Origin of the sequence: Fuscibacter oryzae, assembly GCF_016765795.1 — a bacterium.
In the GTDB taxonomy this organism is placed as follows: Bacteria; Pseudomonadota; Alphaproteobacteria; order Rhodobacterales; family Rhodobacteraceae; genus Fuscibacter; species Fuscibacter oryzae.
This window is the reverse complement of sequence record NZ_JAESVP010000001.1, coordinates 94,255-117,841: the sequence shown is the minus strand read 5'-3', so window position 1 is coordinate 117,841 and position 23,587 is coordinate 94,255. Positions and strand designations below refer to the sequence as shown.

At 63.6% G+C, this 23,587-nt stretch carries 21 protein-coding genes; 6 read left to right on the top strand and 15 right to left on the bottom strand.

Going from position 1 to position 23,587, the window contains the following annotated elements; translation table 11 throughout:
* Positions 1-525, top strand: a complete 525-nt coding sequence (gene mog, locus JI744_RS00555) for a molybdopterin adenylyltransferase (RefSeq protein WP_407927492.1) — start codon at positions 1-3, stop codon at positions 523-525.
* Between the two features lie 323 nt (positions 526-848).
* Here mog and ettA read toward each other — a convergent pair whose 3' ends face one another.
* Together ettA and JI744_RS00545 are read right to left on the bottom strand one after the other, a co-directional pair.
* A complete protein-coding gene (gene ettA, locus JI744_RS00550; RefSeq protein ID WP_202657254.1) occupies positions 849-2,504 on the bottom strand; it encodes an energy-dependent translational throttle protein EttA in 1,656 nt (551 codons plus the stop codon).
* 71 nt (positions 2,505-2,575) lie between these two features.
* The gene (locus JI744_RS00545; RefSeq protein ID WP_202657244.1) at positions 2,576-3,451 is read right to left on the bottom strand and encodes a helix-turn-helix domain-containing GNAT family N-acetyltransferase; all 876 of its coding nucleotides are present in this window, start codon (positions 3,449-3,451) and stop codon (positions 2,576-2,578) included.
* A gap of 201 nt (positions 3,452-3,652) precedes the next feature.
* Here JI744_RS00545 and JI744_RS00540 point away from each other — a divergent pair, with 201 nt between their 5' ends.
* Both JI744_RS00540 and dacB read left to right on the top strand, forming a co-directional pair.
* Positions 3,653-4,279 carry a nicotinate-nucleotide adenylyltransferase gene (locus tag JI744_RS00540; protein WP_202657242.1) on the top strand — a complete coding sequence of 209 codons (627 nt, stop codon included), beginning with the start codon at positions 3,653-3,655 and terminating at the stop codon, positions 4,277-4,279.
* A 56-nt stretch (positions 4,280-4,335) separates the two neighbouring features.
* Positions 4,336-5,838: a D-alanyl-D-alanine carboxypeptidase/D-alanyl-D-alanine endopeptidase gene (gene dacB, locus JI744_RS00535; protein WP_328756615.1), complete on the top strand. Its 1,503-nt coding sequence runs from the start codon at positions 4,336-4,338 to the stop codon at positions 5,836-5,838.
* Positions 5,839-5,874: 36 nt separating this feature from the next.
* Here dacB and JI744_RS00530 read toward each other — a convergent pair whose 3' ends face one another.
* Entirely contained in the window at positions 5,875-6,291 is a 417-nt protein-coding gene (locus tag JI744_RS00530; protein ID WP_202657232.1) for a tellurite resistance TerB family protein, read from the bottom strand.
* A 108-nt stretch (positions 6,292-6,399) separates the two neighbouring features.
* Here JI744_RS00530 and JI744_RS00525 point away from each other — a divergent pair, with 108 nt between their 5' ends.
* Positions 6,400-7,980, top strand: coding sequence for a lysine--tRNA ligase (locus JI744_RS00525; protein ID WP_202657230.1), 1,581 nt, complete (start codon positions 6,400-6,402; stop codon positions 7,978-7,980).
* A 143-nt stretch (positions 7,981-8,123) separates the two neighbouring features.
* On the opposite strand, the gene JI744_RS00520 is transcribed toward JI744_RS00525, so the two are convergent.
* From JI744_RS00520 to fnrL, 6 genes are all read right to left on the bottom strand, one after another.
* A complete protein-coding gene (locus tag JI744_RS00520; protein ID WP_202657228.1) occupies positions 8,124-9,362 on the bottom strand; it encodes a mandelate racemase/muconate lactonizing enzyme family protein in 1,239 nt (412 codons plus the stop codon).
* 57 nt (positions 9,363-9,419) lie between these two features.
* On the bottom strand, positions 9,420-10,082 hold the full coding sequence (locus tag JI744_RS00515) for an alpha/beta fold hydrolase (RefSeq protein WP_202657226.1): 663 nt from the start codon (positions 10,080-10,082) through the stop codon (positions 9,420-9,422).
* Positions 10,075-10,857 (bottom strand): 3-oxoadipate enol-lactonase, encoded by a 783-nt coding sequence (gene pcaD, locus JI744_RS00510; protein ID WP_202657224.1) that lies wholly within the window; start codon positions 10,855-10,857, stop codon positions 10,075-10,077. The genes JI744_RS00515 and pcaD overlap by 8 nt, the downstream gene beginning before the upstream one ends.
* 1 nt (position 10,858) lies before the next feature.
* On the bottom strand, positions 10,859-11,821 hold the full coding sequence (locus tag JI744_RS00505) for a threonine ammonia-lyase (protein ID WP_202657207.1): 963 nt from the start codon (positions 11,819-11,821) through the stop codon (positions 10,859-10,861).
* On the bottom strand, positions 11,809-12,642 hold the full coding sequence (locus JI744_RS00500) for an alpha/beta fold hydrolase (RefSeq protein WP_202657205.1): 834 nt from the start codon (positions 12,640-12,642) through the stop codon (positions 11,809-11,811). The genes JI744_RS00505 and JI744_RS00500 overlap by 13 nt, the downstream gene beginning before the upstream one ends.
* 68 nt (positions 12,643-12,710) lie before the next feature.
* Complete coding sequence (fnrL, locus tag JI744_RS00495) at positions 12,711-13,457, bottom strand: transcriptional regulator FnrL (RefSeq protein ID WP_202657203.1); 747 nt, start codon at positions 13,455-13,457, stop codon at positions 12,711-12,713.
* Between the two features lie 59 nt (positions 13,458-13,516).
* On the opposite strand from fnrL, the gene hemN reads away from it, so the two are divergent.
* Positions 13,517-14,872, top strand: a complete 1,356-nt coding sequence (gene hemN / locus JI744_RS00490; RefSeq protein ID WP_202657202.1) for an oxygen-independent coproporphyrinogen III oxidase — start codon at positions 13,517-13,519, stop codon at positions 14,870-14,872.
* 48 nt (positions 14,873-14,920) lie between these two features.
* On the opposite strand, the gene JI744_RS00485 is transcribed toward hemN, so the two are convergent.
* The 6 genes from JI744_RS00485 to JI744_RS00460 all read right to left on the bottom strand — a co-directional run bounded on the left by JI744_RS00485 (position 14,921) and on the right by JI744_RS00460 (position 22,629).
* Positions 14,921-16,147 carry a glycosyltransferase family 4 protein gene (locus JI744_RS00485; RefSeq protein WP_202657201.1) on the bottom strand — a complete coding sequence of 409 codons (1,227 nt, stop codon included), beginning with the start codon at positions 16,145-16,147 and terminating at the stop codon, positions 14,921-14,923.
* Positions 16,144-17,733: an ABC transporter ATP-binding protein gene (locus JI744_RS00480; RefSeq protein ID WP_202657200.1), complete on the bottom strand. Its 1,590-nt coding sequence runs from the start codon at positions 17,731-17,733 to the stop codon at positions 16,144-16,146. The genes JI744_RS00485 and JI744_RS00480 overlap by 4 nt, the downstream gene beginning before the upstream one ends.
* Positions 17,730-18,845, bottom strand: coding sequence for an ABC transporter permease (locus JI744_RS00475; RefSeq protein ID WP_202657199.1), 1,116 nt, complete (start codon positions 18,843-18,845; stop codon positions 17,730-17,732). Before JI744_RS00475 ends, JI744_RS00480 begins: the two co-directional genes overlap by 4 nt.
* Positions 18,845-20,011 carry a microcin C ABC transporter permease YejB gene (locus JI744_RS00470; protein WP_202657198.1) on the bottom strand — a complete coding sequence of 389 codons (1,167 nt, stop codon included), beginning with the start codon at positions 20,009-20,011 and terminating at the stop codon, positions 18,845-18,847. Before JI744_RS00470 ends, JI744_RS00475 begins: the two co-directional genes overlap by 1 nt.
* Positions 20,011-21,885 carry an extracellular solute-binding protein gene (locus JI744_RS00465; RefSeq protein ID WP_407927491.1) on the bottom strand — a complete coding sequence of 625 codons (1,875 nt, stop codon included), beginning with the start codon at positions 21,883-21,885 and terminating at the stop codon, positions 20,011-20,013. Before JI744_RS00465 ends, JI744_RS00470 begins: the two co-directional genes overlap by 1 nt.
* 219 nt (positions 21,886-22,104) lie before the next feature.
* The gene (locus JI744_RS00460) at positions 22,105-22,629 is read right to left on the bottom strand and encodes a c-type cytochrome (RefSeq protein ID WP_202657189.1); all 525 of its coding nucleotides are present in this window, start codon (positions 22,627-22,629) and stop codon (positions 22,105-22,107) included.
* Positions 22,630-22,747: 118 nt separating this feature from the next.
* Between JI744_RS00460 and JI744_RS00455 the strand changes: the two genes are divergently transcribed.
* Positions 22,748-23,575: a prephenate dehydratase gene (locus JI744_RS00455; protein WP_202657187.1), complete on the top strand. Its 828-nt coding sequence runs from the start codon at positions 22,748-22,750 to the stop codon at positions 23,573-23,575.
* The last annotated feature ends 12 nt before the right edge of the window (positions 23,576-23,587 follow it).

Sequence of the window (23,587 nt, the reverse complement as noted above, 5' to 3'; positions counted from 1 at the left end):
GTGAAGATTGCGGTGCTGGTGGTGTCGGACCGGGCCTCGAAAGGCGAATATGAGGACCGGGGTGGCCCTGCCGTCGAAGAGTGGCTGCGGCGGGTGATCACATCAGAGATCGAGGTGCAGCGCCGGATTGTGCCGGATGGGGTGGACAGCGTTTCGGCGGCGCTGGTCGATCTGGCCGATGTTTGGGGCGCGGGGCTGGTGCTGGTCACGGGCGGCACCGGCCCTGCGCCCCGCGACCGGACGCCAGAGGCGGTGGCCGCGGTGGCAGAGTTTGATTTGCCGGGTTTTGGCGAGGCGATGCGGGCCGCGAACCTCAAGGTGGTGCCCACGGCGATCCTGTCCCGGCAGGGCGCATCTGTCCGGGGTAGCACGCTGATCATCACTCTGCCGGGCAGCCCCAATGCGATTGGAACCAGTCTGGAGGCGGTCTTCGCCGCCGTGCCCTATTGTCTGGATCTGATCGGGGCGGGGCGCGTCGAAACCGACCCCGCTGTGATCAAGGCGCGCCGGCCCAAGGGCGCCTGACCGCGAAAGGCCCGCCGTCGGGGCGGGCCTTTGCGGGGGTCAGAAGTAGCCGAACACATAGAGCAGAATGATGACGAACAGGGGCACGCCCATGAACCAAGCGATGATGCCTTTCATGTGATCCTCCTTTGGTTGCTCTATGGAGATAGGGCGGATCGCATGGCGGCACAGGGCAGGCGGCGGCTTTTGGCCGATGGAGTGCGGCGGTTGGTGCGTGCAAAGCACGCACCCTACAGGCATACGTCCGGGGATTTGGCGGTAGGGTGGATGATTTCACGCACCAAACGGCGCGGCCATCTACCCCCGGTCGATTTCGGCGCCCCTTACCGACTAAACCGCTTGTACTTCACCCGCTTCGGTTCCAGTGCATCTGGCCCCAGACGACGCACCTTGTCGTCCTCATAGGCCTGGAAGTTGCCTTCGAACCATTCGACATGGGCATCGCCTTCGAACGCCAGAATATGGGTGCAAAGGCGGTCGAGGAAGAAACGGTCGTGGCTGATGATGATGGCGCAGCCGGCGAACTCCTCGATGGCGGATTCCAGCGCTTGCAGGGTTTCCACGTCCAGATCGTTGGTCGGTTCGTCAAGCAGCAGCACGTTGCCGCCGGATTTCAACAGCTTGGCCATGTGAACGCGGTTGCGTTCCCCACCCGACAGTAACCCGACCTTCTTTTGCTGGTCGGTGCCCTTGAAGTTGAACGCGCCGGTGTAGACGCGGCTGTTCATCTGCATGTCGCCCAGGTGGATCACTTCGGCCCCGCCTGAGATTTCCTCCCAGACGTTCTTGTCCGGGTCGAGCGCGTCGCGGCTCTGATCGACATAGGCCAGCTTGACCGTGGTGCCCAGGGTGATGGTGCCTTCATCGGGCTGTTCCTGCCCGGTGATCATGCGGAACAGGGTCGATTTGCCCGCACCGTTCGGCCCGATCACGCCAACAATCGCCCCCGGCGGCACGGTGAACGACAGGTTCTCGATCAACTGCTTGTCGCCCATGTGCTTTTTCAGCCCTTCGACCTCGATCACCTTGCTGCCAAGGCGTTCGCCGTTCGGGATGATGATCTGCGCGCTGCTGGAGCGTTCCAGCACGGTCTGACCGGCCATTTCGTTATAGCGCGCAATACGGGCCTTGCCCTTGGCCTGACGGGCCTTGGCGCCAGAGCGGATCCACTCCAGTTCCTTTTCCAGCGCCTTTTGCTTGGATTTGTCTTCGCGGGCTTCCTGCTGCATCCGCTTGGCCTTCTGGTCCAGCCAGGCAGAATAGTTTCCTTCGTATGGAATGCCGCGACCACGGTCGAGTTCGAGAATCCAGCTGGTGATGTCATCCAGGAAGTAACGGTCGTGGGTGACGATCAGGATGGTGCCCTTGTAGTCGATCAGGTGCTTTTGCAGCCAGGCGATGGATTCGGCGTCAAGGTGGTTGGTCGGTTCGTCCAAGAGCAGCATGTCGGGCTTTTCGAGCAGCAGCTTGCACAGGGCGACACGGCGGCGTTCACCGCCCGACAGGGTTTCCACATCGGCATCATCGGGCGGGCAGCGCAGGGCGTCCATGGCGACGCCAACGGTCGCCTCCAGCTCCCACAGGTTTTCGGCGTCGATCTGGTCTTGCAGGGCGGCCATCTCGTCGGCCGTCTCGTCGGAATAGTTCATCGCCAGTTCGTTATAGCGTTCCAGCACGGCGGTCTGCTTGGCCACGCCCAGCATGACGTTGCCCTTCACATCCAGCGTCGGGTCAAGCTGCGGTTCCTGCGCCAGATAGCCGACCTTGGCGCCCTTGGCGGCCCAGGCCTCGCCTTTGAAATCCTTGTCCATGCCGGCCATGATTTTCAGCAGGGTCGACTTACCCGCCCCGTTCACGCCGACAACGCCGATCTTCACGCCGGGCAGAAAGTTGAGGTGAATACTCTCAAAGCACTTCTTGCCGCCCGGATAGGTCTTGGAGACGTTCTCCATGTGGTAGACATATTGATAGCTGGCCATGGGCTGCTCCTGATCGCTGGTTGGCACCCATGTAGCGACTGGGGGCCTTGCCTGCAACGGTTGCTCTGGGGTCAGAGCGGCTTGGCAAACCAATGCGTCGCCGGAAAGCCGGTATAGGGGGCGATTGGGGTCCAGCCGCTGCGTTCGTAAAGGGTGATCGCCTCGGCCAGGGCGGCGTTGGTGTCGAGCTTCAGCGCGCCGTAGCCAAGGGCGCGGGCCTGATCTTCAACCGCGCGCATCAGGCGGCGGGCAAGGCCAAGGCCACGGGCGGCGGGGTCGACCCACAGGCGCTTTACCTCGGCCACGCCGGGCTCCAGCGGTTTCAGCGACACGCACCCCACCGGCAGCCGGTCGCACCAGGCCAGCAGAAAGGTGCCGTGGGGCGGGCGGAACAGGGGGGCATCAGGATCGGGGTCTGGAACATGCGCCGTGCTGATACCGCTGATCTTGTCCGACAGCAGGGCGAAATAGGCGGCAAGGCAGGCGCGGGCAGAGGGGTCTGTGGGATCGGCGGGGCGAATGTCGATCCGGTCGGCGTTCAGCGTCACGGCCACAAGGTCCATCGCCGCCAGCAGAGCGTCGCGGTGGCGCGGCGCGCGGGCCAGAATTGCCCCAGCCATCTGGTCATTCAGCCGATCATATTCGGCGCGCTCGGCCTGCCCGCGCTCGGTCAGGGTGGCGCGGCGGCGGCGGCGGTCGGCTGGATCGGGTTCAAGCTGCGCCAGACCTTCGGCCTCCAGCCCGCGCAGGATGCGGCTGAGAAGGCCGGAATCAAGCGCCAGCTCGGCCCGCAGGTCGGCCACATCGCGCCCAGCCTCTCCAATCGCCCATAGAACCCGTGCGGCCCCCAAGGGGCGGCCGCGGCCAAGAAAGGATTCCTCCATCGCGCCGGTCTCGCGGGTCACGGCGCGGTTGAAACGGCGGATACGGGCAAGGGTTTCGGGCATCGCGGACTCGTATCAGTAATTTATCTGATATTAGTCAGATAATATCGCGCCGCAATCCCCTTCCTCTTGGCAAAAATACTCTGGGGGTCCGGGGGAAACCCCCGGCGGTCTGCCGTCTTTCTTAAACATCAACTTTTCTTGACAGTCACCGCCGCCGCCCCGAAACAGACGCAAGGGGCAAGGCAACAGGAGGCCCGGCAGATGCGGCAGGGCTTTCCGGGGGCGGTTCCGGGCATGGTGATCGGCCTACTGGGCGGATCGTTCGATCCCGCACATGAAGGCCATGCCCATATCACGCGAGAGGCGCTAAAGCGGCTGGGGCTGGATCAGGTGTGGTGGCTGGTGACCCCAGCCAACCCGCTTAAGGCCCGCCAGCCCGCCCCCATGGCCAACCGGCTGGCGCGGGCGCGGCAGGTGATGCAGCACCCCCGGGTGAAAATCACCGAACTGGAGACGCTGCTGGGCACCCGGCTGACCGCCGATACCATCCGGCAATTGCGGCTGATCTATCCCGGCGTCACCTTTGTCTGGCTGATGGGGGCCGACAATCTGGTGCAGTTTCACAAATGGGCCCGCTGGCGCGAGATTTTGAATGACGTGCCGGTTGCGGTACTGGCACGCCCGGGCAGCGGCGTGGCGGCGCGGCTGTCGGTTGCGGCGCGAACCTACGGCAGTCACCGGGTGACGCGGGGCAAGGCGCTGGCCCTTGACCCGCCGCCCTCGTGGTATTTCGTCGATCTGCCGATGAACGACGCCTCTTCCACCGAAATCCGCGCGCGGGGCGAATGGAGAAGCGGCTCGGTTCCCGCGCGGACCACAAAGCCGTGAGCGCTGCTAGATCGGCGCGCCCCCGCCCGCTAGGCAAAGGGCGCGGAGGTGGAATCGTGACCCATGACCTGACTCGCCGTGGCCTGCTGGCCGCGCTTTTGGCCAGCGTGGCCACGCCGCTGTTAGCCGAGGCCCCCCGCACCTCGCAGCGGCCCCTGTCGCGATCCTTGACGCATGGTCAGGCGGCAACCCCGGTGGCGGCAGTGCCGCAGGCCGGGCTTGCCGATCTGGTGGGGGCGGCCGATCTGGGCGGGGCAACATCTGTCGTGGTACTCGATGCCCGCACGGGAGAGGTGCTGGAAGTGCATAGCCCCGAAACCGCGCTGCCGCCTGCAAGTGTGGCCAAAACCATCACATCGCTGTTCGCGCTGGAAAAACTGGGCCCGGATCATCGGTTTTCAACCACCGTGCTTGCCACGGGTCCGGTGGTCAAGGGCGTGGTGCAGGGCGATCTGGTGCTGGTGGGCGGGGGGGATCCGACGCTGGGCACCGATGATCTGGGCGATATGGCGGCGCGGTTAAAGGCGCGCGGCGTGCGAGGGCTGACCGGGCGCTATCTGGCCTGGGACGGCGCATTGCCAAGGATCGAGCGGATCGCGGCGGACCAGCCCGATCATGTCGGCTATGATCCGGGCCTTTCTGGGCTGATCCTGAACTTTGGCCGGGTTTACTTTGAATGGAAGCGGGCGGGCAGCGGCTATAATCTGTCGATGGATGCGCGGGGCGAACGCTTTGCGCCGCAGATCGACCTGACGCGGATGGCGGTGGAAAACCGCGAGGCGCCCTTGTTCACCTATCGCCTTGGCCAATCGACCGAGGATTGGACGGTGGCGCGAGAGGCGCTTGGCGCCGATGGCAGCCGCTGGCTGCCGGTGCGCCGCGCCGGGCCCTATGTGGCCGAGGCGTTCCGCGGCCTTTGCGCGATGCAAGGCATCACGCTGCCCCCGCCCGAGATTGTGGCGGCGCTGCCCGCAGGAACGGAACTGGCCCGCAAGGACAGCGAGCCTTTGGCCGTGGTGCTGCGCGGCATGCTGCGCTGGTCCACCAACATCACCGCCGAGGCCGTGGGCCTGGGTGCCAGCGAGGCGGCCAGTCTGGCCGTGTCGGGGCAGGTGATGACCGATTGGGCGCGCGCCAATCTGGGCCATCCGGGTGATTTCGTTGACCATTCCGGCCTTGGGTCGCAATCGCGCGTCACCGCCTTGGGTATGGCGCGGGCGCTGGTGGCGGGGCGGGGGCGGCCGGGCGGGGCGCATCTGCCGGGCATCCTGCGCGAATTTGGCCTGACGGATGACAAGGGCAAGGCGATGAAGGACAGCAAGGTCCGCGTGCGGGCGAAAACCGGCACGCTGAACTTTACCTCTGGCCTTGCCGGGTTCATCCAGCCGCCAGCGGGCCGCGAACTGGCCTTTGCGATCTTTTCATCGGACATAGACCGCCGCGCCGCCCTGCCGATGGCCGACCGCGAAGAGCCGCCGGGCGGCAAGGCCTGGCTGAAACGCGCGCGGCGCTTGCAGGCGCAACTGGTGCGGCGCTGGGCGGAAAGCTACTGCGCCTAGGGCTTTGCCAGCGCCCCCCTAGCGTGGCGGCCACTGTCACCGCATATGCCGTACCCGCGCGCCCCATTCGATGGCAGCGGCGTGCAACCGGTCAATGTGCAATTCATCCCGCACCTCTTCCAGCATGCGCAGTTCGGTCTGGTTATGCAGGCCATCGGCGGTGACAACGTCGCAGGCCAGTGCATAGGCGGTTTCATAAAGGCGTTCTGGCAGCGCCTCTCGGATCAGGCCGAACAGGGCATCTAGGCCATCCTCCTCTTCGAACAGGTCAAAGACGATCTGGCTGATCCGGCGAAGGCGGTCGGCGTCATAATCGGCAAAAACCGGCATATGGTTGATCATGCGTGTGATCGCCACCAGCTCGGCGGTGCGCATGTTCTGATCCGAGGCCGAGCAGGCCACCATTACGGCAATCAGCGCATCCTGGGGCGACATCGGGGGGGTATCGGGCATCTATTCCTCCTGCTTCGGACGGCAGATTATTGACGCCCCGCCGGGGGGGCAATAGAGGACCATGGTCCGGGCGGCACGGGGCCACCCGGGGGGTTTAAGGATTTGGCGATGACCACCCTGCGCGATGCGGCAATGAAATCGAAGGCCTGGCCCTTTGAAGAGGCGCGCGCGCTGCTCAAACGGTATGAGAAAAAGGCACCGGAAAAGGGCTATGTGCTGTTTGAAACCGGCTATGGCCCCTCGGGCCTGCCGCATATCGGCACCTTCGGAGAGGTGGCGCGCACCACGATGATCCGCCGCGCGTTCGAGGTGATTTCCGACATCCCGACCCGGCTGATCTGTTTTTCCGATGATGTGGACGGCATGCGCAAGGTGCCGGAAAATGTGCCCCAGCAAGAGATGCTGCGCCAGCACATGCAAAAACCGCTGACCTCGGTGCCTGACCCCTATGGCGAATACGCCAGCTTCGGCGACCACAACAATGCCATGCTGCGCCGGTTCCTTGATACCTTCGGGTTCGAGTATGAGTTCTATTCGGCGACCGAGTTCTACAAATCGGGCCGGTTCGACGACACCTTGCGGCTGGCCGCCGAACGCTATGACGCGATCATGGCGATCATGCTGGCTTCCTTGCGAGAGGAACGCCAGCAGACCTATTCCTGCTTCCTGCCGATCCACCCCGAAACGGGGCGAGTGCTTTATGTGCCGATGAAAGAGGTGAATGCCAAGGACGGCACCATCACCTTTGACGACGAGGATGGCCGCGAATGGACGCTGCCGGTCACCGGCGGCAACGTAAAGCTGCAATGGAAGCCCGATTTCGGCGCCCGCTGGGCCGCGCTGGATGTCGATTTCGAGATGTATGGCAAGGACCATTCGACCAACACCCCGATCTATGACGGCATCTGCGAGGTGCTGGGCGGCAAGAAGCCGAACCATTTCACCTACGAGCTGTTTCTGGATTTCGAAGGCCAGAAGATTTCCAAATCCAAGGGCAACGGCCTGACGATCGACGAATGGCTGACCTATGCCGCGTCGGAATCGCTGTCCTATTTCATGTATCAAAAGCCCAAGACGGCCAAGCGGCTGTGGTGGGATGTGATCCCCAAGGCGGTGGATGAATACCACCAGCAGCTCAAGGCTTATCCGACGCAGGATGCGGACCAGCAGGTGAACAACCCGGTGTTCCATATCCACAATGGCAAGCCGCCCGAAAGCCATATGGTGGTGTCTTTCGCCATGCTTTTGAACCTCGCCTCGGTTGCCGGGGCCAAGGATGCGGCGGGGCTCTGGGGCTTTATCAAGCGCTATGCGCCAGAGGCCAGCCCCGAGACCAACCCTGACCTTGATGCGGCAGCGGGCTATGCCGTGCGCTATTACGCCGACAAGATCGCCCCCAGCCGCAGCTTCCGCCTGCCGACGGACATGGAGCGCGCGGCGATACTTGACCTGCGCGCCCGCCTTCTGGCCCATGAAGGCAGCCACAGCGACGAAGAGTTGCAGAACATCTGCTATGCTGTTGGCAAAGACCACGCCTTTGACCCGTTGCGCGACTGGTTCAAGGCGCTGTACGAGGTGCTACTGGGCGCATCCGAAGGCCCGCGCTTTGGTGGCTTTGTCGCCCTCTATGGCGTGCCGGAAACCGTGGCGCTGATCGACCGGGCGCTGGCGGGCGAACTCGTCGGCTGACCGGGCGAAGCCGGGGGTTTCACACCCCCGGACCCCCGTGGGATATTTAGAGAAGGGGAAGAGAAAGAGCCGCGTCTTTTGGCCTTCCCCTTCTCTAAATATCCTCGGGGGGTGCGGGGGGCGAAGCGCCCCCGCCTCTATGGTCAGACACTGGGCGCGGGTGCGCCGCCTTCGAACCGGTTGCCGTGGCGATAGTCGCAAGGCGCCTCTTGCATCTGCAAATGCAGGCAGTTGCCGGTATAGGGGTGCGCGCGGGCGAGGTCTTCGTCGAAATCAATGCCAAGGCCGGGCGCATCGGGGGCGAGGATATAGCCGTCCTCCCATTTCAGGGTGTTCTTGATCAGTTTCAGGTGGAAATCGCCACCCTTTTGAATGGTTTCGGCGATCAGCAGGTTGGGGATCGAGACCGAGAGGTGGACATTGGCCGCCCATTCCACCGGCCCGGCATAAAGGTGGGGGGCCATTTCGGCGTTGAAAATCTCGGCGATGGCCGAGAGCTTCTTCGCCTCTAGAATACCGCCCAGACGGCCCAGTGCGGGTTGCAGGATTTTCACGCCGCCTGCGCGCAGCAGCATGCCGAATTCGGTCTTGGTGGTCAGCCGCTCGCCGGTGGCCAGTGGGATGCGGACCTGCCGCGCGACCTCGGCGAATTCCAAGAGATTGTCGGGCGGGATCGGCTCTTCGTACCAAAGGGGATTATAGGGTTCCAATTCGCGCCCCAGCCTGATCGCGCCGGGGGTGGAGAACTGGCCATGGGTGCCGAACAGCAGGTCGGCACGGTCGCCCACCGCTTCGCGGATCGCCTTGCAGAACGCGACTGACCGGGAGATGTCGCTCATCGCGGGGTTATGGCCGCCGCGGATGGTGTAGGGGCCGGCGGGGTCGAATTTGACGGCTGTGAAACCCTCGGCCACGCAGCGCGCGGCCTCTTCCGCCTGCCAGTCGGGGTTGACCCAGAATTCGGCGGCGTCTTGGTCAGGGCGGGGGTAAAGGTAGGTATAGCTGCGCACCCGTTCATTCATCTTGCCGCCCAACAGCGCCCAGACGGGCCGGTTGCGCGCTTTGCCCAAGATATCCCAGCAGGCGATTTCAAGGCCCGCAAAGGCGCCCATCACCGTGGGGTCGGGGCGCTGGGTGAAGCCGCTGGAGTAAACGCGGCGGAACATCAGCTCCAAGTTCTCGGGGTTTTCGCCTTGCATGTGGCGTTCGAAGACATCCTCGATCACCGCGCGCATCGCCTTTGGGCCGACGGTCGAGGCATAGCATTCGCCGTAACCGACGATGCCGGTATCGGTGGTGATCTTTGGGAAGATCCAGTAGCGGCCGCCCCAGCCGGGGGCCGGGGGGGCGACGATGAAGATTTCGAGGTCTTGCAGTTTCATGGAAATACCTCCGCTTTGACGGAAGTTTGGGCGGGCCGGGCAGAATGGGCTGGCCTGTCAGCGACGAAAATTGTCGCTTAGATCGCGGATGGTGGTGGCAAGGCGCGCGGGCATGGCGAGGAAAGGGGAGTGGCCGCAGGGCAGGGTGGCGGTCAGCGGGATGCCTTGGGCCATGTGTTGCTGGCAAGCGATGGGAATGGCGCGGTCGGCCTCGCAGAAGATTGCGGCGCTTGGGCAGGCTGGGCGCGCGGGCAGGGCGGTTTCCTGCGGTGCGACGGGTTCGGCGCAGAGACGTGCCGAGGCGTCGGTGCAGTCGTGGAAAAAAATGTCGCGGGCGCGGTCGGGCTTGAAGGTGAAGCTGAGACGGTCGGAGACGACCGAGTAGCTGCCGGTCAGGCCCGCGCCGGGGCAGGCGCGGCGCAACTGGGCGATGGATTGGCCGGGTTGGGGGATGAAGGCGCAAAGGTAGATCAGGCCCGCCACCTTTTCGGGGGCGAGAAGGGCGGCGGCGGTGATGGCGAAGCCGCTTGCGGAATGGCCGACCAGCACGGTTGGGAGGCTGATGTGATCAAGGATCGCCTGTGCCTGATCCCTCAGCGTTGTGGGGCTGCCACTCCGGCCCGGCAGGTCGATGGCGTGGGCGGCGGGCAGGTGGGGCAGGACATCGTCCCAGATCCAGGCACCCAAGCCCGCGCCGTGAACCAGCAGCAGGTCAGCCATGGCCGATGGCGAACAGAAACTCGGTGACCGCCTGCGCATAGGCATCGGGCTGTTCGGTCATCGGCAGGTGGCCCGCGCCGCGGATCAGGCGAAACTGGTGGCCCGGCACCAGTTCGGCGGTTTCGCGCACAAGGTCTGGCGGGGTGGAGCCGTCATTGGTCCCGGCGATGGCCATAAGCGGCAGGCGCAGGGTGGCGGTGGTTTCATAAAAATCGGTGCCGGCGATGGCAGCGGCACAACCGCACCAGCCCTCAAGTGGGGTGGACTGGAATAGGGTGCGGATGGCCGGCGTGGCGGGGTTGGCCTGCCAGCCCCGACCAAACCAGCGCTCCATATTGCCATCGGCCAGCGCGGCAAGGCCGCTTTTGCGGGCCGTGTCGATCCGGGCCTGCCATTGCGCGGCGATGCCGATGCGGGCGGCGGTGTTCGACAGGATCAGGCCGCGCACCAGATCAAGCCGTTTGACCGCAAGGCCCTGTGCGATCATCCCGCCGATCGAAAGGCCCAGAACCACGGCCTCTTTCATCGCGAAATGCTCCATCAGGCGTTCGGTGTCGCGGATCAGGGCGCCCATCGAATAGGGCGCGGGCGGCACGTCTGACAGGCCATGGCCGCGCAGATCAAACCGCAGGATGCGGTGGCGGGGCAGGGCGGCGACCAGCCCGTCCCAAAGCGTATGGTCGGTACCAAGGGCGTGGATCAGCACAAGAGGCGGGCCGTCAGCGGGCCCGCTGACCGTGGCGTTCAGGCGCAGATCATTTAGCCAGACCAACATGTTACGCCGCCAGCGCGCGGGCAAAGATGCCCGGATCGACATTGCCTCCCGAGGCGGTGCAAATCACCGTTTCGGGCAGATCAGACGAAAAGAGGGCGGCGGCAAGGGCCACGGCGCCGCCGGGTTCCACCACGATGCGCAGATGGGCAAAGGCAAGGGCCATGGCGCGCAAGACCTGATCTTCGGTAACCACCAGCCCCGGCCCGCACAGGCGTTGCAGGATAGGGAAGGTCAGATCGCCCGGCGTGGGCGTGACGATGGCGTCGCAGATCGAACCGGACAGGGTGGCATTCCGTTGCCGCGTGCCCGTCGCCAGTGACCGGGCGGTATCGTCAAAGCCTTCGGGTTCGGCGGGGCGCACGCGCAGGCCGGGGGCGTGGGCTGCCAGCGCAAGGGCGATGCCAGCGGTCAGCCCGCCGCCGCCGCAACAGGTGAGGACATCGGCGGTGGTGACGCCCGCTTCGGTCGCCTGTTCGGCGATCTCCAGCCCGACGCTGGCCTGCCCGGCAATGACCTGCGGATCGTCATAGGGGCGGATCAGTGTCAGGCCGTGATTCGCCGCAAGGGCCGCGCCAAGGGCGTCACGGTCTTGGCGCGCGCGGTCATAAAGGACGACGGTGGCGCCATAGGCGCGGGTGTTGTCGATCTTTACGCCGGGCGCATCGGCAGGCATCAGGATGGTGCAGGGCGCACCATGGCGGGCGGCGGCAAGGGCCACGCCCTGCGCATGGTTGCCCGAGGAAAAGGCGATCACGCCGCGCGCGCGCTGATCGGGCGTCAGGGCCGAGACGGCGGACCAGCCGCCGCGAAACTTGAAGCTGCCGGTCCATTGCAGGCATTCGGCCTTTACGAACACCCGGCGGCCTGCGACCCGGTCCAGCAAGGGGGCATTCAGCAACGGCGTGCGGCGGCTGTGCCCGGCAAGGCGGGCGGCGGCGGCGTTGATCAGGTTTAGGCTGGCCATGCGACTGCCTTCAGGAATTGTACAATGGCATCAAGGCTTTCTGGCTCATCCAGAAAGGGCACATGGGCGCGGTCGGGCACGGTGGCCACGATCAGGTCTGGGCGGCGGCGGTGCATTTCAAAGACGGTCGCCTCGGACAAAAGGTCAGAGTTCATACCCCGGATCACGGCCAGCGGCAGGCCAGCGCAGGCATCGAACAGGGGCCAGAGGTCGGGCAGATCGGCCCGAAACGCGGCCAGAAAGCTGTCGCGCAGGGCCGGATCGTATTTGATGCGCAGGCCATCTGGCGTTTCGTGGTAATGGTGGCGCGCCTCTTCAAGCCAGCGGCTGTCGGGCACATTGGCGAAACCCGGCATGTTGCGCGGCAGGCGGGCGGCCAGTTCGGCGTGGGTTTTCGCCGCCGGATTGCGACCGACATAGTCGAAAATCCGCTCCAGTCCGCGGCGGTGCAACTCTGGCCCGACATCATTGAGGCAGAGGCCAAGCACTCGCCCCCGCGCCATGGCGGCCAACCCCATACCGATCATCCCCCCGCGAGAGGTGCCGATGATCGCGGCCTTGTCCACCCCCAGATGATCCAGCAGCGCCAGTGCATCCTGCCCCTCTTGCGGAACGGTATAGGTGGCGGCTCCGGTCCAGTCGCTTTCACCCCGGCCTCGATAATCCATGCGGATCAGGCGGATACCGGGCAGGTGCGGGGCGAGATAGTCGAAATCGGCCATGTTGCGGGTCAGCCCGGTCAGGCATAGCACGGGCGTGCCCTGACTCTGGTCAAGATAGGCCAGCCGGGTGCCGTCTGGTGTGGTGAAGAACTGGTTCATTCAACGTCTCCTGCCCAGCTAAACTGGCATGGCCAAGCTGGCACGGGACAGGCGTAGGGGGAAGGGGGTCAGACCAGGAAACCGCCGTCGCTGTCATCACCGGTCAGTTCGGTCAACGCATCGAAATCGGGGATGATGACGTGGCGCTTGCCCTCCAACTGGATCATTCCGTCCCGTTTCAGCGCCGACATCTGGCGGCTGACGGTTTCCAGCGTCAGGCCAAGATAATCGGCCATCTCTTCGCGGGTCAGCGGCAGATCAAAGGCCAGCGCGCCCTTGGCGGTGCGCAGCTTGAGGCTGGCATCACGCCGCGCGATGATGGCCAGCAGCGAGGCAATCTTTTCGCGTGCCGTCTTGCGGCCCAAAAGCAGCATCCATTCGCGAGCGGCGTCCAGTTCGTCCAGGGTCATCTCCAGCAGGCGCTGGGCGACATGGGGGGTGCGGGCAATCAGGTCTTCGAACGGTTTCTTGCGAAAACAGCACATCACCAGATCGGTGGTGGCGGTTACGTCATAGGCGGCGATTGAGCGACCGGGGCGGCCGACGAAATCCGATGGCAGCAACAGACCCACCATCTGGCGACGCCCGTCTTCCATGGTCTGGGTCAGAGTGGCGATGCCCGAGACGACCGAGGCCACGAAATCCATCCGGTCGCCCGACCAGACCACGGTCTGGCCGACCTGAAAGCTGCGATAGTATTTGATCTGTTCCAGCCGGGAAAGCTCATCCGAATCGCAGCGGGCACAGACGGCTCGGTGTCTGATGGGGCAATCGCCGCAATCATGCGAGAGAAGCTCTATATCGTGATGCGACATGCTGCCCCTGATTGATTTAGGTCAAGGCCCGGCAGGGGGCTTCATACCTAGATACGGGAATGAGCATTGAATCGCAACTGAAGGGGTTGGGGCTATTTGACGCCCGTGTGCCCCGTTACACTTCTTACCCCACCGCGCCGCATTTTGCCGGCGGGGTGACGCCAGAGGTGTTCGTGTCGTGGATCGAGGCGATCCCGGCTGGATCTGAAATCTCGCTGTATCTGCATGTGCCGTTCTGTCGGCGGCTGTGCTGGTTCTGCGCCTGCCGAACGCAAGGCACCTCGTCTGACGAGCCGGTGCGCGCCTATGCCCGTGTGCTGAAGGCCGAGATTGCCATGCTGAAGCGCCATCTTGCGCCGGGTGTGCGGCTGTCGCGCCTGCATTGGGGCGGGGGGACGCCGACCTTGATGCCCGCTGACATGATGCGCGATCTGGCCGATACGGTATTTCAGGCGGTGCCGATGGCCGAGGGGGCGGAGTTCTCGGTCGAGATCGACCCGAACGAGATTGACGCGGAGCGGCTGGATGCGCTGGTCGCCTCTGGCATGAATCGCGCCTCGATCGGGGTGCAGGATTTCGACCCGGAAATCCAGAAAACCATCGGGCGCGAGCAAAGTTATGAGCTGACGCGGGCTGTGGCGGACATGATCCGCGACCGGGGCGTCCGTAGCCTGAATGCCGACATCCTGTATGGCCTGCCACATCAGACGCGCGAACGGATTTCGGACTCGGTGCAAAAATTGCTGAGCCTGTCGCCCGACCGGGTGGCGCTTTATGGCTATGCCCATGTGCCGTGGATGAGCCGCCGTCAGCAGATGATCCCATCCGATTCGATGCCGACGCCCGAAGAACGGCTGGGTCTGTTCGAGGCAGCGCGGCAGTTGTTTGCATGGGACGGCTATGACGAGGTGGGGATTGACCACTTTGCCCGGCCCGGTGATGGGCTGGCTGTGGCGGCGCGCAAGGGGCGGCTGCGGCGGAACTTTCAGGGCTATACCGATGATCAGTCGCCGGTTCTGGTGGGGCTGGGTGCCTCCTCCATCAGCCGGTTTCCGCAAGGGTATGCCCAGAATGCCAGCGCCACGGCGGTCCATACCAAGGCGGTGCGCGAAGGCCGGTTCTCGACCCACCGAGGCCATGTGTTTCAGGGCGAGGACAAGATGCGCGCCCGGATCATCGAGGCGCTGATGTGCGATTTCCGGGTGGACATGGAGGAAATTCTGTCGGGGTTCGCGATTACCCCGGAACGACTGGACGGGATGTTCAGCATCGTGATGCGGGCCTTTCCGGGCATGGTGGCGCGCGATGCCGATGGCATTTCGATTCCGGTTCACGGTCGGCCGCTGACCCGGATGATCGCGCGGGCCTTCGATGCCTATGACCATGCCAAGGCGCAGCATTCGGCGGCGATTTAGGCGGCCCCCTTCCGAACCCTTCCTCTGACAGGGGGAGGGAGGTGCCTGTCAGGGCTTGGGTGCGAAACCTTCGACGAATTCGACCATGCGCGGCAGGCAGACGCCGTGCAGGTCGTAGTTTTCCAGAACGGTCTGGCGCGCTGCGAGGCGTTGGGGGGCGAAGCGGTCGGGGTGGGCGAGGGCTTCAGTCAGGGCACGGGACCAGCCCGGAATGTCGAAGAAATCCACCAGCGTGCCGTTCTTGCCGTGCTGGATCACCTCTTCAACCGGGGCGGTGGCCGAGCCGATGACATGGGCGCCGCAGGCCATCGCCTCGACCATCGACCACGACAGGACGAAGGGATAGGTCAGATAGGCATGGGCGCGGCTGACCTGCATCAGCGATATGAACTGCGGATAGGGCAGCTTGCCGACGAAATGGACGCGGGCCATATCCAGCTTGTCCTGCACCTCGGCCAGAAAGCGCTGTTTCCAGCCGGTTTCGCCGGGCGGGGCCGCGCCATAGCTGACACCATCGCCGCCGACAATCACCACCTGAGCCTGTGGCCGGGCGGCCATCACATCGGGCAAAGCACGCAGGAAGGTATGATAGCCGCGATAGGGTTCAAGGTTGCGGTTGACGAAGGTCAGCACTTCATCGCCCGCGCGCAAGAGCCGACCATCGGGCAGGGTGAATTGCGCCGCCGGTTCTGGGCGCAGGGTGGCGGTGTTCACACCGTCAAAGATCACGCGGATCATCTGCCGCAGGGCGGCTGGATAGGTTGACGCCTGCCAGTGGGTCGGCGACAGGCCCGCATCGGCATGGGTCAACGCCTGCCCCAGATAGGCGGCACGGCCCTGGGCGATCATCACCTGATCAAAGCTGCGGCTGCTGAATTCCGGGTCAAAGCCCACATCTGCACCGCGCCCGCGATAGTAGAATTCGGCATAGATGATCAGCTTGGCCTCGGGCCAGACCTCTTTCAGAAACAGCGTCTCGCCCCAGCCGGAATGGCCAATGATCACATCGGGCACATAGCCCTGCTGGCGCAGGTTCAGGGCGGCGCGGGCCACGGTGACGCCGCGATCGCTCATCATCGCATAGTTGCGGCCCAGCCGGGCGGCGGTGGGTTCGATGGGTTGGGCGGTGTGCTTGTAGCGCAGGGTTTCGATACCGGTCTGGCGCTGGTTCGTCGCATCGGTCAGGGCGCGGACCTGGTGGCCGCGTTTTTGCAATTCCGGGGCCAGATGCAGGAACTGGCCGGGGAAATTCTGATGGACGAACAGGATCTTCATGGGCCAAAGGCGGCGGCCAGCAGGGCGCGGGTATAGTCGGTTCGCGGCGCAGCAAACAGGGCGGCACTGTCGCCCGCCTCGACCACATCGCCCTCTTTCATCACCATCACATTGTGCGACAGCGCCCGCACGACGCGCAAATCGTGGCTGATGAAGATATAGGCCAGCCCATGCTTGCGCTGCAACTCGCGCAGCAGGTCCACGATCTGCACCTGAACCGTCATGTCCAAGGCGCTGGTCGGTTCATCCAGCACCACCAGTTTCGGCCGCAAGATCATGGCGCGGGCGATGGCGATGCGCTGACGCTGGCCGCCGGAAAATTCATGCGGGTAGCGATCGCGCATGTCGGGGTTCAGGCCAACCTCGGCCATGATCTCGGTCACCATCCGGTCGCGGTTCTGGCCCGGGGCAAGGGCGTGGATGCCCAGGCCTTCGCTGATGATTTCGGCGGCGGTCATGCGCGGCGAGAGGCTGCCGAACGGGTCTTGAAACACGATCTGCATATCGGCGCGCAGGGGGCGCAGGGCGCTGCCCGTCAGGCCCTGAATGTCGCGGCCCATCAGGGTGATGCGCCCTTCGGACTGGATCAGCCGCAGGATGGCAAGGGCGATGGTGGTCTTGCCGCTGCCGGATTCCCCCACGATACCAAGGGTTTCACCCGCACGGACCGACAGGCTGGCGTCGTTCACCGCCTTCACATGCCCGGTGGTGCGGCGCAGGAAACCGGCTGTGATGGGGAACCAGACGCGCAGATGTTCGGTGCGCAGGATTTCCGGGGCATTGGCGGGCAGGGGGTCTGGCAGGCCCTTCGGCTCTGCCGCCAGCAGTTTCTGGGTATAGGGATGCCGGGGGGCGGCAAAAACCTGTGCCGTCGGCCCCTGTTCCACAATCTCGCCGCCCTGCATCACGCAAACCCGGTCGGCGATGCGGCGGACGATGTTCAGATCGTGGGTGATGAACAGAAGCGACAGCCCTTCGGAGGCTTTGAGGTCGGCCAGCAGGTCCAGAATTTGTGCCTGCACCGTTACATCCAGTGCGGTGGTAGGTTCATCGGCGATCAGAAGTTCCGGGCCATTGGCCAGCGCCATGGCGATCATCACCCGCTGGCGCTGACCACCCGAAAGCTGATGCGGATAGGCGGTCAGGCGGCTTTCCGGGTTGCGGATACCGACCTTGGTCAGCAGATCCACGATGCGCGCGCGGGCGGCATCGCCTCGCAGGCCCTGATGCAGCGCAAGGCTTTCGCCCAGCTGCCGCTCGATCGTGTGCAAGGGGTTCAGCGAGGTCATCGGTTCCTGAAAGATGAAACTGATGTCATTGCCGCGCACCCGGCGCAGGTCATTTTCCGCAGCGCCGATCAGTTCCTTGCCCTGATACCTGGCCGACCCTTCAACCAAGGCGCTGTCGGTCAAAAGACCCACGGTGGACAGTGCGGTGACAGATTTGCCCGACCCGCTTTCGCCAACCAGCGCGACCGTCTCGCCCCGGCCCACGGTAAAGCTGACGCCTTTGACGGCCTCGATCACCCGGCCATCCTGCCGGAAGCTGATCTTCAGCCCCGAAACTTCCAGAACAGGCGCCGTCATTTAAAGGTCTTTCGCGGGTCGAAGGCATCGCGAACGCCTTCGAAGATGAAGACCAGAAGCGAGAGCATGATGGCAAAGGTAAAGAACGCCACAAAGGCCAGCGAGGGCACTTGCAGGTTCTGCTGTGCCTGCCGCGACAATTGTCCGAGCGAGGGCAGCGAGGGCGGCAGGCCGAAGCCCAGATAGTCCAGTGCGGCTAGGCTGCCGATGGTGCCGGTGACGATGAAGGGCAGCATGGTCAGGGTGGCCACCATGGCGTTGGGCAGCACATGGCGGACCATGATCACCCTGTCGGGCACGCCAAGCGCCTTGGCCGCGCGGACATATTCGAAATTACGGGCGCGCAGGAACTCGGCCCGGACAACGCCGATCAGGCTGGTCCAACCAAAGGCCACCATCAGAATAAGGAGAATCCAGAAGCTGCGTTCAAACACCGCAAAGATGATGATGATGGCGTAAAGCATGGGAATACCGGACCAGATTTCGAGGAACCGCTGAAAGACAATGTCTATCCAGCCGCCGAAATAGCCTTGCACCGCCCCTGCCGCGATGCCGATGACCGAGGTCAGCGCGGTCACGATCAGCGCAAAGCCCACCGACAGCCGAAAGCCATAGATCACGCGGGCCAGCACATCGCGCGCGGCATCATCGGTGCCAAGCAAGTGATCGGCATCGGGCGGCGACGGGGCCGCCTTGCCGCCCAGATCGCTGATCGTCTGATAGCTGTAGGGGATGGGCGCCCAGATCATCCGGCCCTTCTGAAACCCGTCCACCCCCGCGCCATAGCTGCCGTCCTTGACGCCGGCCAGAATGTCTTCGGGTGTATCGAAGCAATCGACCACGCCGCCTGTCACGATCAGGCACTGCACCTCTGGCGCGCGATAATTCGCCTCGGTCTTGAAGTCGCCGCCGAAATCCGCCTCGGAATAAAAGCGCAGAAAGGGCATCCGCCATTCGCCGCGATAGGTGACCAGCAGCGGTTTGTCGTTGGCCAGCAGTTCGGCAAACAGCGACAGGCCGAACAGGATCGCAAAGATGATCAGCGACCAATATGCCCGGCGGTTAGCCTTGAAATTGCGCCAGCGGCGCTGGTTCAGGGGAGAAAGCGCCATTATTTCCGCGCCTCGAAATCAATGCGGGGGTCAACCCAGACATACATCAAGTCGGACAGGATGCCGACCATCAGACCCATCAGCCCAAAGGCGAACAAGGTGCCGAAAATCACAGGGTAATCGCGTTGCAGCGCCGCCTCATACCCCAGCCGGCCAAGGCCATCGAGCGAGAAGATGTTTTCGATGATGATGCTGCCGCCAAAGAACACGCTGATGAAAAGGCTGGGAAATCCGGCGATGACGATCAGCATCGCGTTGCGGAAGACATGGCCGTAAAGCACCCGCCGCTCTGTCAGGCCCTTGGCGCGGGCGGTCATGACATATTGCTTTTTGATCTCATCGAGAAAGCTGTTCTTGGTCAGCAGGGTCATGGTGGCAAAGCTGGAAATCGTCATTGCGGTGACGGGCAGCGCGATGTGCCAGAAATAATCGATGACCTTGCCCCATGCCGAAAGCTGCGCCCAGTTGTCCGAGGTCAGGCCCCGCAGCGGAAAGATCTGCCAATAGCTGCCGCCCGCGAACAGCACCAGCAGCAGCACGGCAAACAACAGGCCCGGAATGGAATAGGCGGCGATGATGATGCCGCTGGACCAACTGTCAAAGGCCGATCCGTCGCGCACCGCCTTGCGGATGCCAAGGGGGATGGAAATGGCATAAGCGATCAACGTCGTCCAAAGACCAAGGGTGATCGACACGGGCAGGCGGTCGATGATCAGGCTGACAACGCTTTGCGATTTGAAATAGCTGTCACCAAAGTCGAACCGCACAAAGCGCCCCATCATGATGCCGAACCGCTCCAGCGCCGGAATCGCCTGTTTCGTGCAATCGGGGGCCTTTTGCGCGCCGGTAAAGCCGGGGGGGCAGATCCAGCGGGCAAAGCCGAACTCCACCTCCAGCTTGGCGCGGAATTCGGGGGGCAGGCCGCGCGCGCCGACATAGCCGCCTTTGCTTTTGTCATCACCCGGTTTGCTCTTCTGGGAAGACTGCGCCTCGGTGTCAGAGCCGCCGCCCAAAGCCTCCAGCACATCGCCATTGCCTTCCAGACGTGCCTCGATGTTGTCAATCGGGCCGCCGGGCACAAGCTGGGTCAGGCTGAAATTGACCAGCATGATCCCGAACAGTGTCGGGATCACCAGAAGCAGACGGCGCAGGATATAAGACAGCATTACCTGAGAACACCCGCTGCGCGCAGCTTGTCGGCCTTGGCCGCGTCATACCACCAAAAGCTGGTTTCCCCCAAGGCATAGGGCGGCAGGGTCGTGGGGTGATCATACTGGTCGAAATAGGCGACGAAGTAGTTTGGGTTGTACCAGCGCGGCACCATCAGATGCAGGCTGCGCAGCACCCGGTCCAACGCGCGGGTGGCGCTGTCCAGCTCTTCGCGGGTTTTGGCCGGTTCAACATTGTCGATCAGCTTGTCCACCGCCGGATTGGCCAGCCCCATGCGGTTGCGGGTCGAGTTGTTGGCGGTGACAGAGGCGTAGGATTGCTTCATCTCGCCCCCCGGTTCCTGAGAATTCACCATGCTGGTGGGCAGCACGTCGAAATCAAAGTTCGGCGGGTCAGCGCGGAATTGCAGTTGCGCGGGGTCGATGATGTTCAGGCTGGCATCCACCCCCGCCGCGCGCAGGTTTTCGACATAGGGGCTGATCACGCGTTCCAGTTGCGGGCTGGCGGTCAGGAATTCCACCTTCAGCGTTTCGCCCTTGGCGTTGCGGCGCATGCCGTCATCACCCACAACCCAGCCTGCCTGTTCCAGCAGGGCAGAGGCTTTGCGCAGGTTCTTGCGGTCAAGCGAGCGCTCGGGGGTAGAGACCGGCGACATCGCCGCCTCATCCGTCAGGATCGAGGCGGGCAGCAGGCCCTGATCGACAAGGGGTTGCAGAATGGCAACCTCATCAGGGCCGGGGGCGCCCTTGGCGGCCATGCTGCTGTTTTCCCAAACAGAATTGACGCGGGCATAAAGGCCGTAAAACAGCGTCTGGTTCGACCATTCAAAATTGAACATAAGGCCGATCGCTTCGCGCACGCGGACATCCTGAAACTTTTCGCGGCGCAGGTTGAACAGGAAACCAGAGGCGGGCGGCAGGTTGCCGTTGGGCAGTTCGGCCTTGATCACGGTGCCGTTCTTGACGCCCGGAAAATCATAGCCGGTGGCCCATTGCTTGACGGTGGTCTCTTGCCGGAAGGTATAGACGCCGGATTTGAACCCTTCAAAGGCGGCGCTGTCATCGCCAAAGAATTCCACGCGAATCCGGTCAAAATTGTTCTGGCCGATGTTCAGCGGGTGGTTGGCGGCCCAGTAGTCGGGGTTGCGTTTCAGGATGATCTGCTGGCCGGGCTTGAGGCTGTCGAGGACATAGGGCCCGGTGCCAAGGAAGGGCTTCAGGCTGGACGCCTCCAGATCGCGGTTGTTCTTTTCATAGTCGGCCTTGGAAAAGACCGTCAGTGAACCGACGCTGGCAGGCATGTCACGAAAGGGCGTGCCGGGGGTAAAGGTGAATTTGATGCGGTAGGGGTCCAGCACCTCTGCCGATTGCACCTTGTCGTTAAAGACGGCGCGAAACTCGGCAATGCCCTTTTCGCGGAACAGGTTATAGCTGAACAGCACATCGTCGGCGGTCAGCGGGGTGCCGTCGGAAAACTTCACATCCTTGCGCAGGTTGAAGATCACCCAAGAGCGGTCTTCGGGGTATTCCATCGTCTCGCACATCAGACAGTAGGCTGCGCCCACCTCATCCGCGGTGGCACCCAGAATGGATTCGTACAGCACGGTCGCCACGCCGGTGGCGGTGCCGGTGAAGGAATAGGGGTTGAGCGAATCGAAGGTGCCAAGCTCGGCCTCGGAAATCTCGCCACCCTTGGGGGCATCAGGGTTCACATAGTCGAGGTGCTTGAAGTCAGCGGGATATTTCAGCGGGCCGAAAGTCGAGATGCCATGGGCGGTGATGATCTTCTGATCCTCGGCACGGGCCTGGGACAAACCCAGCAGCAGCGCCGCGCCAAGAGCAACCAGACCGCCTGCCAGACGCATCGCCATGCCGTTCCGTTCCGCTGCAACTGCAACCGCGTGCGCCCGCTGGACCATGCCCCACTCCCCTTGTTTCGCCGACCTGCGGCTTTGGCGCGAATCTAGGGCGGAACGGGGGGCGGCCTCAAGGCGCGAATGCGTGAAAGGCGGGCGCGAATGCGTGAAAGGGGGGTGTGGTAATGAAAAAGGCCGCCCGAGGGGCGGCCTTGGTCGGCGGTGGGACGCGGATTACTTGAGCGTTGCCAGATAGGCGATGAGGTTGGCGCGGTCTTCTGCCTTGGGCAGACCGGCAAAAGTCATCTTGGTGCCGGGGACGGCGGCCTTGGGGCTGGTCAGGAAGGTGTTCAGGACATCGGGGGTCCAAACCTCGGAGGCCTTGCCCTTCATCGCGTCGGAATAGGCGAAATCGGCGATGGCGGCATGGTTACGGCCAACGACGCCGTTCAGGTGCGGGCCGGTGGCATTGGCACCGTCGATCTTGTGGCAGGCCTTGCACTTGCCGAACACCTTTTCACCAGCAGCCGGATCGGCGGCGGCAAAGACCTCTTCGAACGAGGGGCCGGCATCGGCGGTGGCTTCGCCACCTTCGGCTGCCCCGGTGTCGATGGTATAGGCTTGGGCCGCCTCTTCCCCGCCATGCGACGACGGGGCAGTGTTGTACAACGATTCAGCCGCCCAATTGGCAAAGAGGAACACGAGGAGCGAGCCGCACACCGCGCCCGTTGCCTTGGTCAGAGTCATCGTGTCGAACATGTCGCGCCATCCCTAGGTCTGTCTGGCGGCTATCTACCCGCTTCCTCCTGCGGTTTTCAAGGTGTAGTAGCGCGACCAATCGCCCTGATAGGGCGTTTTGGACACGGGAGAGTGCCATATGACCGGCCGCATCGCCTTTCAGGGGGAACTTGGTGCCTATTCGCATCAGGCCTGCACGCAAGCCCGCCCCGATTTTACCCCGGTTCCCTGCACCACATTCGAGGATGTGGTCGAGATGACGCGCAGCGGCGAGGTTGATCTGGGGATGCTGGCGGTCGAGAATTCGACCTATGGCCGGGTCGCGGATGTACACAGCCTGTTGCCGAAATCGGGCCTGCATATCGTGGACGAGGCCTTTGTCCGGGTGCATGTCAATCTGTTGGGCGTTCCGGGGGCCAAGCTGACGGATGTGCGCGAGGCGCATGGCCATGTGGTGATCCTGCCACAATGTGCGGGTTTCCTGCGGGAACATAACATCAAGGGCAAGGTCAGCAGTGACAACGCCCGCGCCGCGCGCGAGGTGGCCGAGGCGGGCGATGTGACGCGCGCCGCACTGGCCAGCGAACTTGCGGCCCAGATTTACGGGCTGGATGTGCTGGCCCGCCATATCGAGGATCACAAGAACAACACCACGCGCTTTCTGGTGATGAGCCGCGCGCTGGACGCCAGCCGGCGCAGCGACCGGATGATGACCACCTTTACCTTCCGCGTCAGGAACATTCCGGCGGCGCTGTACAAGGCGATGGGCGGGTTCGCCACCAATGGTGTGAACATGACCAAGCTGGAAAGCTATATGGTCGGCGGCAGCTTCACCGCGACCGAGTTTTATGCCGATATCGAGGGCCACCCCGATGACCCCAACGTCACACTGGCGTTGGAGGAGTTGCGGTATTTCACCAAGGAATTCAAGATTCTGGGTGTGTATCCGGCGGACAGGCCACGCTAATCCCCACGTCTG

Excerpts from the sequence above, each read along its gene's own strand:
- JI744_RS00455 (WP_202657187.1), top strand. The coding sequence starts at position 22,748 with ATGACCGGCCGCATCGCCTTTCAGGGGGAACTTGGTGCCTATTCGCAT.
- JI744_RS00460 (WP_202657189.1), bottom strand. The coding sequence starts at position 22,629 with ATGTTCGACACGATGACTCTGACCAAGGCAACGGGCGCGGTGTGCGGC.
- JI744_RS00515 (WP_202657226.1), bottom strand. The coding sequence starts at position 10,082 with ATGGCTGACCTGCTGCTGGTTCACGGCGCGGGCTTGGGTGCCTGGATC.
- JI744_RS00520 (WP_202657228.1), bottom strand. The coding sequence starts at position 9,362 with ATGAAACTGCAAGACCTCGAAATCTTCATCGTCGCCCCCCCGGCCCCC.
- hemN (WP_202657202.1), top strand. The coding sequence starts at position 13,517 with ATGAGCATTGAATCGCAACTGAAGGGGTTGGGGCTATTTGACGCCCGT.
- JI744_RS00530 (WP_202657232.1), bottom strand. The coding sequence starts at position 6,291 with ATGCCCGATACCCCCCCGATGTCGCCCCAGGATGCGCTGATTGCCGTA.
- JI744_RS00545 (WP_202657244.1), bottom strand. The coding sequence starts at position 3,451 with ATGCCCGAAACCCTTGCCCGTATCCGCCGTTTCAACCGCGCCGTGACC.
- JI744_RS00525 (WP_202657230.1), top strand. The coding sequence starts at position 6,400 with ATGACCACCCTGCGCGATGCGGCAATGAAATCGAAGGCCTGGCCCTTT.
- JI744_RS00465 (WP_407927491.1), bottom strand. The coding sequence starts at position 21,885 with ATGGCGATGCGTCTGGCAGGCGGTCTGGTTGCTCTTGGCGCGGCGCTG.
- JI744_RS00470 (WP_202657198.1), bottom strand. The coding sequence starts at position 20,011 with ATGCTGTCTTATATCCTGCGCCGTCTGCTTCTGGTGATCCCGACACTG.
- pcaD (WP_202657224.1), bottom strand. The coding sequence starts at position 10,857 with ATGTTGGTCTGGCTAAATGATCTGCGCCTGAACGCCACGGTCAGCGGG.
- JI744_RS00485 (WP_202657201.1), bottom strand. The coding sequence starts at position 16,147 with ATGAAGATCCTGTTCGTCCATCAGAATTTCCCCGGCCAGTTCCTGCAT.
- ettA (WP_202657254.1), bottom strand. The coding sequence starts at position 2,504 with ATGGCCAGCTATCAATATGTCTACCACATGGAGAACGTCTCCAAGACC.
- JI744_RS00505 (WP_202657207.1), bottom strand. The coding sequence starts at position 11,821 with ATGGCCAGCCTAAACCTGATCAACGCCGCCGCCGCCCGCCTTGCCGGG.
- fnrL (WP_202657203.1), bottom strand. The coding sequence starts at position 13,457 with ATGTCGCATCACGATATAGAGCTTCTCTCGCATGATTGCGGCGATTGC.
- JI744_RS00475 (WP_202657199.1), bottom strand. The coding sequence starts at position 18,845 with ATGGCGCTTTCTCCCCTGAACCAGCGCCGCTGGCGCAATTTCAAGGCT.
- JI744_RS00540 (WP_202657242.1), top strand. The coding sequence starts at position 3,653 with ATGCGGCAGGGCTTTCCGGGGGCGGTTCCGGGCATGGTGATCGGCCTA.
- JI744_RS00500 (WP_202657205.1), bottom strand. The coding sequence starts at position 12,642 with ATGAACCAGTTCTTCACCACACCAGACGGCACCCGGCTGGCCTATCTT.
- JI744_RS00480 (WP_202657200.1), bottom strand. The coding sequence starts at position 17,733 with ATGACGGCGCCTGTTCTGGAAGTTTCGGGGCTGAAGATCAGCTTCCGG.